The 401-nt window shown below is 60.8% G+C and carries 1 protein-coding gene; it reads left to right on the plus strand.

The features are described 5' to 3' along the window. Positions 1-401, plus strand: a 401-nt coding sequence (locus Q4563_RS16655; protein WP_303605282.1) for an aldehyde dehydrogenase family protein, incomplete at both ends; no start/stop codon positions are given.

Here is a 401-nt window from a genome sequence, read left to right on the forward strand (position 1 = left end):
AGATGGCACCGGCGCTGGCGGCGGGTAATACCTTGGTGATCAAGCCGTCAGAACACGCCTCGGCCAGCATTGTGGCGCTGGGCAAACTGGTTGAACAAGCCGGGTTCCCGGCCGGTGTTGTGAATATTATTACCGGTTATGGCCCTTCCGCCGGTGCGGCGCTGACCCGTCATCCGCTGGTGCGCCATGTTGCCTTTACCGGTGGTGCCGCCACCGCGCGCCATGTCGTGCGCTCCAGTGCTGAAAACTTCGCTCATTTGTCGCTGGAACGGGGGGGCAAGTCGCCGCAAATCGTTTTCCCGGATGCTGATATCGACAGCGCTGTTAACGGCATTGTTGCCGGTGTGTTTGCCGCGTCAGGGCAAAGTTGTGTGGCCGGTTCCCGGCTGTTGATTCACGAC

The organism is Gilvimarinus sp. 1_MG-2023 (assembly GCF_030548285.1).